General features: G+C 69.5%; 2 protein-coding genes. Both read left to right on the top strand.

Going from position 1 to position 9,975, the window contains the following annotated elements:
- On the top strand, positions 1 to 4,973 hold a 4,973-nt coding region (locus ACFV9T_RS42035; RefSeq protein ID WP_385449008.1), incomplete at its 5' end, for a type I polyketide synthase.
- 28 nt (positions 4,974 to 5,001) lie between these two features.
- The coding region (locus ACFV9T_RS42030; protein ID WP_385449006.1) for a type I polyketide synthase at positions 5,002 to 9,975 on the top strand (4,974 nt) is incomplete at its 3' end.

The raw sequence follows: 9,975 nt of genomic DNA, 5'->3' as shown, positions 1-9,975 counted from the left end.
GTGAGTTTGATCCGGGGTTTTTCGGGATCAGTCCGCGTGAGGCGTTGGCGATGGATCCGCAGCAGCGGTTGCTGCTGGAGGTGTCGTGGGAGGTGTTGGAGCGGGCGGGCATTGACCCGACCTCGCTGCGCGGGAGCCGGACCGGCGTCTTCGCAGGCGCTATGTACCACGACTACTCCGAGGCCGTCGCCGCGGGAAGTTTGGTCTCGGGCCGCGTTTCCTACGCCCTTGGGCTCGAAGGTCCTTCGGTGACGGTGGATACGGCGTGTTCGTCGTCGTTGGTGGCGTTGCATTCCGCGGTGCAGGCGCTGCGGTCGGGCGAATGCTCACTGGCCTTGGCGGGTGGCGTGGCCGTCATGTCCACCCCCATCGCCTTCGTTCAGTTCTCGCGGCAGCGTGGTCTTGCTCCGGATGGTCGGTGCAAGTCGTTCGCGGCGGGTGCGGACGGTACGGCGTGGGCCGAGGGCGTCGGGCTGCTGTTGCTGGAGCGGTTGTCGGACGCGCGGGCGAACGGGCACCAGGTGCTGGCCGTGGTTCGCGGTGTCGCGGTGAACCAGGACGGTGCGTCGAATGGCATTACGGCGCCGAACGGCCCGTCGCAGCAGCGGGTGATCCGGCAGGCGCTGGCGAACGCCGGTGTGTCGGCGGCCGATGTGGACGTGGTGGAGGCGCATGGGACGGGTACGTCGCTGGGCGATCCGATCGAGGCGCAGGCGCTGATTGCCACGTATGGGCAGGGGCGGGACGAGGATCGTCCGTTGTGGTTGGGGTCGTTGAAGTCGAACATCGGGCATGCGCAGGCGGCTGCGGGTGTGGCTGGTGTGATCAAGATGGTGGAGTCGATGCGGCACGGTGTGCTGCCCAAGACCCTCCACATCGATGAGCCGTCGCCGAAGGTGGATTGGTCGGCGGGTGCGGTGGAGTTGCTGACGGAGGCGCGTGAGTGGCCGGAGCTGGACCGGCCCCGGCGGGCGGCGGTGTCGTCGTTCGGCATCAGCGGGACGAACGCGCATGTGGTGCTGGAGTCCGTCGAGGCCGAGGATGCTGAGCGCGCGGTGTCCAATGGCCCCGTGCCGTTGGTGGTGTCCGCGAAGTCTGCGGATGCGCTGGGTGCGCAGGTGGAGCAGCTGGGGGCGTATCTGGAGGCTCACCCGGGGGTGGGTCTGGCGGATGTGGCGTACTCGCTGGCGTCGTCGCGGGCGCAGTTTGATCACCGGGCGGTGGTGGTGGCGGAGTCCGCCGACGAGGCGCGGGACGCGCTGGCTGTCGTGCGTGGTGAGGACGTGAGTTCTGGCCGACTGGGTGTGCTGTTCACGGGCCAGGGCTCGCAGCGGATCGGGATGGGGCGCGGGCTGTACGCGTCGTATCCGGTGTTCGCGGAGACCTTCGACGAGGTCTGCGCGGCCGTGGATGGTCTGCTTGGGCGGTCGTTGAAGGACGTTGTGTTCGGCGAGTCCGAGCTGTTGGACCAGACCGGGTTTGCGCAGCCCGCACTCTTCGCCATCGAGGTGGCGCTCTTCCGCCTGGTCGAGTCGTGGGGTGTGCGGCCGGACTTCATTGCCGGGCATTCGATTGGCGAGGTCGCGGCGGCGTTTGTAGCGGGTGTGTGGTCGCTGGAGGATGCGGCGGCGCTGGTAGTGGCGCGAGGTCGGCTGATGCAGGCCCTGCCCGAGGGCGGCGTGATGGTCGCCGTCGAGGCCACCGAGGACGAAGTGGCCCCGCTGCTGACCGAGGGCGTGAGCATTGCGGCGATCAACGGTCCGGCATCGCTGGTGCTGTCCGGGGTCGAGGACGCGGTGATGGCGGTGGCCGGGCGTTTTGAGGGCCGCCGGGTGAAGAAGCTGCGGGTGTCGCACGCTTTCCACTCGCCGTTGATGGACGGGATGTTGGAGAACTTCCGCCAGGTCGTTGCCGGGCTGAGCTATGCCGCGCCGCGTCTGCCGGTGGTGTCGAACCTGACCGGTGAGCTGGCCGAGCCCGAGCGGTTGTGCTCGCCGGAGTACTGGGTCGAGCACGTACGCGGCACGGTCCGGTTCGCTGATGGGGCAGAGACCTTGCGGGGGCTGGGGGCGGCCATGTTCCTGGAGCTGGGCCCGGATGGTGTCCTGACCGCGATGGTGGGCGAGGGTGGTGTGCCGTCGCTGCGCCGCGATGTGGCCGATGAGCGCCGGGCGCTGCTCACCGCCGTAGGACGTCTGCACACGCGCGGTGTCCCGGTGGACTGGGAGGCGGTGTTCGCGGGCACGGGTGCGCGCCGCGTCGACTTGCCGACGTACCCCTTCCAGCGGCAGCGCTACTGGCTGATCCCGGACGAATCCTCGGGTGACCTTGCGCTGTCGGAGAGCCATCCGTTGCTCAGCTCGGTGGTGAGTGTCCCCGACTCGGGTGGTGTGGTGTGCAGTGGTCGGTTGTCGTTGGGTGTGCAGCCGTGGCTGGCTGATCACGCGGTGTCGGGTGTGGTGTTGTTGCCGGGTGCGGCGTTGGTGGAGTTGGCGGTCCGTGCTGGGGATGAGGTGGGTGCGGGGTCGTTGCGGGAGTTGGTGATCGAGGCTCCGTTGGTTCTGCCGGAGTCCGGCGCCGTACGCGTGCAGGTGTCGGTTGGCGGTCCGGAGGCCGATGGGGTGCGTTCCGTTGCGGTGTACTCGCGGGCCGACGACGCGGTGTCGGAGGCGCCGTGGACGCGCCATGCCAGCGGTCAGCTCGCGAGCCAGGCACCCGCCCCTGCCCGTTCCTTTGACGTCTGGCCGCCGGAGGGCGCGGAAGCCGTCGTCCTGGAGGGGTTCTACCAGGGACGGGTAGCGGCGGGATACGACTACGGGCCGGTGTTCCAGGGGTTGCGGTCGGTGTGGCGGCGTGGTGGTGAGGTGTTTGCCGAGGTTGCTTTGGGGGCGGAATCTGCGGGGGATGGGGCGGGGTTTGGGTTGCATCCGGCGTTGTTGGATGCGGCGTTGCATGCGGGGGCGTTTGTAGAGTCGGGTGAGTCTGGCGGGGACGGGGTGTTGCTGCCGTTCGCGTGGAATGGTGTGACGTTGCATGCGGCGGGTGCGTCGGTGCTCCGAGTGCGGTTGTCATCGGCGGGTGCGCAAGCACTGTCGTTGGAGATCGCTGATGGTGCGGGTGCGCCCGTGGCGTCGGTGGAGTCGTTGGCTCTGCGGGCCGTTGCTGATGAGCAGTTGAGGGCGGCGGCCGGGAGCGATGCGCTGTTCCGGGTGGAGTGGTCCCCGCTGCCGCCCCAGACGGAGACCGGGCCGGGACCGGTTGAGGCCGCGTCGGTGGTGCGGGCGCGGTCTGGTGTGGTGGGGGCCGAGGGAGTTCGTGGCCTGTGTGCCGAGGTGCTGGGCCAATTGCAGACGTTCCTGGCCTCTGAGGACTCCGGTCGTCTGGTGGTGGTCACCGAAGGTGCTGTGGGTGTGGAGCGCGATGCCGAGGTGGTGGATCCTGCGGGGGCGGCGGTGTGGGGGTTGGTGCGTTCCGCGCAGGCGGAGAACCCCGGCCGGGTGGTGTTGGTGGACATCGAGGGTGGTGAGCCGTCCGATGAGCTGATCGCGACCGTGCTGGCCTCGGACGAGCCACAGGTAGCGGTCCGAGCGGGGGCCGCATACGTACCCCGGCTCGTGGCCACTTCTGCCGCTTCCCCGCAGGGATCGTCGCTCGCACTCGCCCCCGAGGGCACGGTGTTGATCACCGGGGGAACGGGGACCCTGGGCGGAGCGGTCGCGCGGCATATGGTGGCGACCCACGGTGTACGGAGCCTCGTACTGACCAGCCGCCGAGGGCCGGTGGCGGACGGTGCGCAGGAACTGCGGGCCGAGCTGGAGGCCCTGGGCGCGCGGGTCGACATCGTCGCCTGCGATGCGGCCGACCGTGACTCCCTGCGCGAGCTGCTTGCGGGGGTTCCGGCGGATGCGCCGCTGACGGGGGTGGTGCATACGGCGGGTGTGCTCGATGACGGTGTGATCGGGAGCCTGTCGCCGGAGCGTCTGGACGCGGTGTTCCGACCGAAGGTCGATGCGGCGCTGATGCTGCACGAGCTGACCGCCGAGCTGGACCTGGACGCGTTCGTGCTGTTCTCCTCCGCGTCGGGACTGCTCGGTGGTCCGGGCCAGGGCAACTACTCGGCGGCGAATGCGTTCCTGGATGCCTTCGCGCAGTGGCGTCGGGCGCAGGGGCTGCCCGCCGTGTCCCTCGCCTGGGGTCTGTGGGGCCAGGCCACCGGGATGACCAGCGCCCTCGACCAGGCCGACCAGGCCCGGATGAACCGTGGCGGCGTACGGCCGCTGTTCACCGAAGAGGGCATGGCGCTGTTCGACGCCGGTCTGCACGCCCAGGAATCGGTGCTGGTGCCGGTGAAGTTCGATTTCACGGGCTTGGCGGAACAGGCCCGCGCCGGACAGCTACCGCCCATCATGAACGGACTGGTGCGCCAGCCACGCCGGGCTGCGGGCGGCGGTGCCACCACGAGCGAGCCTTTGGCGGACCGGCTCACGGCGCTGTCGGTCGAGGAACAGACGGCACGGTTGCTGGAGCTGGTCCGTGGAGAGATCGCCGTGGTGCTGGGGCACGCCGACGCGACGAATATCGCGGCGGGGCAGGCATTCAGCGAACTCGGCTTCGATTCACTCACCGCCGTGGAGCTGCGCAACCGACTGGCGGGGGCGACGGGAATCCGGCTGCCAGCCACGCTGATCTTCGACTATCCCTCACCTGCCGTTCTTGCCGAACACCTGCGAACGGAGCTGGTGCCGGAATCAGGCGTGAGTGACATTTCCGAGGTGGACGAGGCCGGACTGCGCCGTGTGCTGGCGACCGTACCGCTCCAGCGTTTCCAGGACCTGGGAGTGCTGGAAAAGCTGCTGCAGCTGACGAACACCGGGGTGGCGGCACACCAGGTTCGGGAGAACCAGTCGCATCTCATCGCGGATATGGACGTCGACAGCCTCATCGAACGGGCGATGGGCACCACCAACAACTGACCCCGTCGCGGGCTACGGAGGAACTGAAATGTCTGTGTCCGAGGAAAAGCTCATCACCGCCTTGCGCGCCTCGCTCATGGAGAACGAGCAGCTCAAGGAGGAGCGGGACCAAGCCCTGGCGGCCTCGGCCGAGCCCATCGCGATCGTTTCGATGGCCTGTCGGCTGCCCGGTGGCGTCTCCTCGCCCGAGCAACTCTGGCAGTTGGTGGCCGACGGCGGCGATGGCATCTCCTCGTTTCCGGTGAACCGTGGCTGGGACATCGACAACCTCTTCGACCCCACGCCTGGCGAGCCGGGCAAGTCATACGTCCGGGAGGGCGGATTCCTCCACGACGCGGGGGAGTTCGAGCCGGCGTTCTTCGGGATCAGTCCGCGTGAGGCGTTGGCGATGGATCCGCAGCAGCGGTTGCTGCTGGAGGTGTCGTGGGAGGTGCTGGAGCGGGCTGGTGTCGATCCCACCGAGTTGAAGGGCAGCCGGACCGGCGTCTTCGCCGGTGCCATGTACCACGACTACGAAGCGGCGGCAGCGGCAGGGAGCCTGGTCTCGGGCCGGGTGGCGTACACGTTCGGCTTTGAGGGCCCGGCGGTGACGGTGGATACGGCGTGTTCGTCGTCGTTGGTGGCGATGCATTCCGCGGTGCAGGCGCTGCGGTCGGGTGAGTGTTCGCTGGCGCTGGCCGGTGGTGTCGCGGTGATGGCGACGCCGGGGAGTTTTGTCGAGTTTTCGCGGCAGCGTGGTCTTGCTCCGGATGGTCGGTGCAAGTCGTTCGCGGCGGGTGCGGATGGTACGGCGTGGGCCGAGGGTGCTGGGCTGCTGTTGCTGGAGCGGTTGTCGGACGCGCGGGCGAACGGGCACCAGGTGCTGGCCGTGGTGCGCGGTGTCGCGGTGAATCAGGATGGTGCGTCGAATGGCATTACGGCGCCGAACGGCCCGTCGCAGCAGCGAGTGATCCGGCAGGCCCTCGCCAATGCCCGACTGACAGCCACGGACATCGATGCGGTGGAGGCGCATGGGACGGGTACGTCGCTGGGGGACCCGATCGAGGCGCAGGCGCTGCTGGCGACGTACGGGCAGGAGCGGGCCGAGGGCCGTCCGTTGTGGTTGGGGTCGTTGAAGTCGAACATCGGGCATGCGCAGGCGGCTGCGGGTGTGGCTGGTGTGATCAAGATGGTGGAGGCGATGCGGCGGGGTGTGTTGCCGAAGACTCTGCATGTGGATGAGCCGTCGCCGCAGGTGGATTGGTCGGCGGGTGCGGTGGAGCTGCTGACGGAGGCGCGTGAGTGGCCGGAGGTGGATCGGCCTCGGCGTGCGGCGGTGTCGTCGTTCGGTATCAGCGGGACCAATGCGCATGTGGTGCTGGAGTCCGTCGAGGACGAGGCTGCTGAGCCTGCGGTGTCCGACGGCCCTGTGCCGTTGGTGGTGTCCGCGAAGACCGCCGATGCGCTGGGTGCGCAGGCGGAGCGGCTGGGGGCGTATCTGGAGGCTCACCCGGGGGTGGGTCTGGCGGATGTGGCGTTCTCGTTGGCGTCGTCGCGGGCGCGTTTTGATCACCGTGCGGTGGTGGTGGCGGAGTCCGTTGATGAGGCGCGGGATGTGCTGGGTGTGGTGCGTGGTGAGGAGGTGGTTCCTGGTCGGTTGGGTGTGGTGTTCACGGGTCAGGGTTCGCAGCGGGTGGGGATGGGACGTGGGTTGTATGCGTCGTATCCGGTGTTCGCGGAGGCCTTCGACGAGGTCTGCGGGGCCGTGGATGGTCTGCTGGGGCGGTCGTTGAAGGAGGTGGTGTTCGGGGAGTCCGAGCTGTTGGACCAGACCGGGTTCGCTCAGCCCGCGTTGTTCGCTGTTGAGGTGGCGTTGTTCCGGTTGGTGGAGTCGTGGGGTGTGCGGCCGGATTTCGTTGCGGGGCATTCGATTGGCGAGGTGGCGGCGGCGTTTGTGGCGGGTGTGTGGTCGCTGGAGGATGCGGCGGCGTTGGTGGTGGCGCGGGGCCGTTTGATGCAGGCCCTGCCCGAGGGTGGCGTGATGGTCGCTGTCGAGGCCACCGAGGATGAAGTCGCCCCGCTGCTGACCGAGGGCGTGAGTATTGCGGCGATCAACGGTCCGGCATCGCTGGTGCTGTCCGGGGTCGAGGACGCGGTGATGGCGGTGGCCGGGCGTTTTGAGGGCCGCCGGGTGAAGAGGCTGCGGGTGTCGCATGCTTTCCACTCGCCGTTGATGGACGGGATGTTGGAGGACTTCCGCCAGGTCGTTGCCGGGCTGACGTATGCGGCGCCGCGTCTGCCGGTGGTGTCGAACCTGACGGGTGAGCTGGCCGACCCTGCGCGGCTGTGTTCGCCGGAGTACTGGGTCGAGCATGTACGCGGCACGGTCCGGTTCGCCGATGGGGTTCAGGCCCTTCGGGAGCAGGGTGCGGCCACGTTCCTGGAGCTGGGCCCTGACGGCGTCCTGACCGCGATGGCGGGCGACGGTGGCGTACCCTCGCTGCGCCGCGATGTGGCCGATGAGCGCCGGGCGCTGCTCACCGCCGTAGGACGGCTGCACACGCGCGGCATCGCGGTGGACTGGGCGCAGGTGTTCGCGGGCGCGGGCTCGGACGCTCGCCGCGTCGACTTGCCGACGTACGCCTTCCAGCGACAGCGCTACTGGCTCACCTCGACCGCATCGGCAGTCGACGGTGCCCTCGCGGCCGAACACCCGCTGCTCAGCACCGTGGTAGCCATCCCGGACACCGGCGGTGTGCTGTGCACCGGCCGCCTCTCCCTGACCGCTCAGCCCTGGCTGGCCGATCACGTCGTATCGGGTGTGGCTCTGCTGCCGGGTGCGGCGTTGGTGGAGTTGGCGGTCCGTGCTGGGGATGAGGTGGGCGCGGGGTCGTTGCGGGAGTTGGTGATCGAGGCTCCGTTGGTTCTGCCGGAGTCCGGCGCCGTGCGCGTGCAGGTGTCGGTCGGCGGGCCGCAGGCCGATGGTGTGCGTTCGGTCGCGGTGTATTCGCGGGCCGACGATGCGGTGTCGGAGGCGCCGTGGACGCGCCATGCCAGCGGTCAGCTCGCGAGCCAGGCACCCGCCCCTGCCCGCTCCTTCGACGTCTGGCCGCCGGAGGGCGCGGAAGCCGTCGACCTGGAGGGGTTCTACCAGGCACAGGTGGCGGCGGGGTACGACTACGGGCCGTTGTTCCAGGGGCTCAGGACCCTCTGGACACTCGACGGGACCATCTACGCCGAGGTCGCTCTGCCCACCGAGGAGGCGGAAGCGGCGGCCGGGTTCGGGCTGCATCCGGCCCTGCTCGACTCGGTGTTGCACTGCGGTGCCTTCACCGAGCGAAAGGCCGAGGCGGGCAAGGTCATTCTCCCGTTCGCGTGGAGTGGGCTGACCCTGCACGCGGTCGGCGCGTCGGCACTGCGGGTGCGTATGACACCGACCGGTCCTGAATCGGTCGCGCTGGAGATCGCCGACGGTGACGGTGCCCCCGTGGCATCGGTCGAGTCGCTGGTGCTGCGCGCCGTCGCCGCGGATCAGATGAAGACGGCCGGACAGCCCGGGACGGACTCCTTGTTCCGCATGGAGTGGACTCAGCTGCCCGTCGACGCCACGACGGCGGCCCTCGCTCCCCGCGCGGTGTCGATGTCCTGGGACATCGAGGAGCTGGTCAGCTCCGGTGCGGCGCTACCGGACGTGCTGGCCCTCGATGCCATCGACGGTGTGGTCAGCGCCGAGCGGGTGCGGGGCCTCTCCGGCAGGGTGCTGGGGATCCTCCAGGCGTTCCTGGCCGCCCCGGAGCTGAACGCCAGCCGGTTGGTCGTGGTCACACGGGGCGCGGTCGGGGTGTCCGGCGATGCCGAGGTGACCGACCCGGCGGGTGGCGCGGTGTGGGGTCTGGTGCGCTCGGCTCAGGCGGAGAACCCGGGCCGCATCGTGCTGATGGACGTGGACGAGCACCACGAATCCCGTGGCGCGATGGCGGGTGTGCTCGCGGCGGAAGAACCCCAGGTGGCGGTGCGCGGCGGGACGGTGTGGATCCCGCGCCTGGTACGTACGTCCGCCACGGCCGACGTACGTACGCCCGCCGAGGACGGCACCTCCTCCCCGGTCCTGGACCCCGAGGGCACGGTGCTGATCACGGGCGGAACCGGGACCCTGGGTGGTTTGGTGGCCCGCCACCTCGTCACCCAACACGGCGTACGAAAGTTGCTGTTGGTCAGCCGACGTGGCGTGGACGCGGCGGGCGCCGGAGAGCTGAAGGCCGGCCTGGAGCAGCTCGGCGCGGACGTCACCGTGGCGGCCTGCGATGTCTCGAAGCGTCGAGCGGTGAAGAAGCTGCTGGCGGGCATTCCGGCGGAGTCGCCGCTGACGGGCGTGGTGCACACGGCGGGCGTGCTCGATGACGGTGTGATCGCGAGCCTGGACCAGGATCGCCTGGGTGCGGTGTTCCGGCCGAAGGTCGACGCGGCGCTGATGCTGCACGAGCTGACCGCCGAACTGGACCTGGACGCGTTCGTGCTGTTCTCCTCCGCGGCCGGAGCGATCGGCGGCCCGGGCCAGGGCAACTACTCGGCGGCGAACGCGTTCCTGGATTCCCTGGCCCAGTGGCGTCGGGCCCAGGGCCTGCCCGCCGTGTCCCTGGCGTGGGGACTCTGGGGCGAGTCCGGCGGAATGATCGAGACGATGAGCGAATCCGACCAGGCCCGTATGGGGCGTGGCGGGGTTCAGCCGCTGTCGTCCGACGAAGGCATGGCGCTGTTCGACATCGGCCTGAGCACGGACGACTCGGTGTTGGTGCCGGTGAAATTCGACCTCGCCGCCCTGACGGCACAGGCCCAGGCGGGTCGGCTCCCCTCCACCCTGCGCGGGCTGGTCCGCCAGCCACGACGAACGGCCCAGACCACCGCCACCGCGACACATCACGACGGGCTGGCCGGTCGGTTGGTGGGGTTGTCGGGTGAGGAGCAGGGGCGGGTGTTGGTGGATGTGGTGTGTGGTGAGGTGGCGGTGGTGCTGGGGCATGCG

Source organism: Streptomyces sp. NPDC059850 (assembly GCF_042731515.1).
Classification (GTDB): domain Bacteria; phylum Actinomycetota; class Actinomycetes; order Streptomycetales; family Streptomycetaceae; genus Streptomyces.
The sequence above is the reverse complement of the archived record's forward strand: the minus strand, read 5'-3'. Positions and strand labels throughout refer to the sequence as shown.